General features: G+C 76.6%; 1 pseudogene. It reads right to left on the bottom strand.

Going from position 1 to position 896, the window contains the following annotated elements:
* Window positions 1–196: 196 nt before the first annotated feature.
* A pseudogene (locus tag BN972_RS30960) lies at window positions 197–896 on the bottom strand (hypothetical protein); the annotation flags it as partial.

Here is an 896-nt window from a genome sequence, read left to right as displayed (position 1 = left end):
TTGGGCGGGGCCGAACACCTCCACGCTTGGCGGCAGCGGCGCCGATGGCGGTAAGGGTGGCACCGGCGGCACCGCCGGGGCGGCCGGTGTTGGTACCGACGGTGGCACAGCTGGCAACGTCGGCAAAGGCGGCTCCGGCGGGCAGGGTGGCACCGGCGGAAGCGGCGGAACCGGCACCGCCGGCACGTCCGGCACGTCACCTAGCGCAGGCGGTCAGGGCGGTCAGGGCGGTGCAGGCGGCCAGGGCGGTGACGGTGGTGCCGGCCTCGACAACCAGGGCGGAGGCACCGGCGGGCGAGGTGGCGCCGGCGGAACCGGTGGTACCGGCGGGACGGGCGGGTCGAACCTCGGTGATACCGGCGGGGACGGCGCCGACGGCGGTAAGGGCGGCACAGGGGGTACTGCGGGTGCGGCGGGCCTGGGTGGTAGCGGCGGCGGAATCGCCGGCACTATCGGCACTGGTGGCGCGGGTGGACTTGGTGGCAGCGGCGGCAAGGGCGGAACCGGCGTCGCGGGCATCGACTCCCTGACCGATCCGGCGGTCGGCCACCAAGGCGGCCGCGGCGGTGCCGGTGGACAGGGTGGTGACGGCGGTGCGGGCATAGACGGCCAGGGCGGCGGCAGCGGAGGCCGCGGCGGTGTCGGCGGTACTGGCGGCACCGGCGGCGTGGGTGGTGCGAATACGGGCACCGCCGGCGGCGCGGGTGCGGACGGCGGCAACGGCGGTACCGGTGGCAGCGCGGGGACAGCCGGGATCGGCAGGGACGGCGGCAACGACGGCAGCATCGGCACCGGCGGCAGCGGCGGTCAGGGTGGTACCGGCGGACACGGTGGTACCGGTATCGCCGGCAGCGACGACGCGACCAATCCCTCGCAAGGCCACCAGGGCGGCCAGG

It is taken from the genome of Mycobacterium asiaticum DSM 44297 (assembly GCF_000613245.1).
In the GTDB taxonomy this organism is placed as follows: Bacteria; Actinomycetota; Actinomycetes; order Mycobacteriales; family Mycobacteriaceae; genus Mycobacterium; species Mycobacterium asiaticum.
The sequence above is the reverse complement of the archived record's forward strand: the minus strand, read 5'-3'. Positions and strand labels throughout refer to the sequence as shown.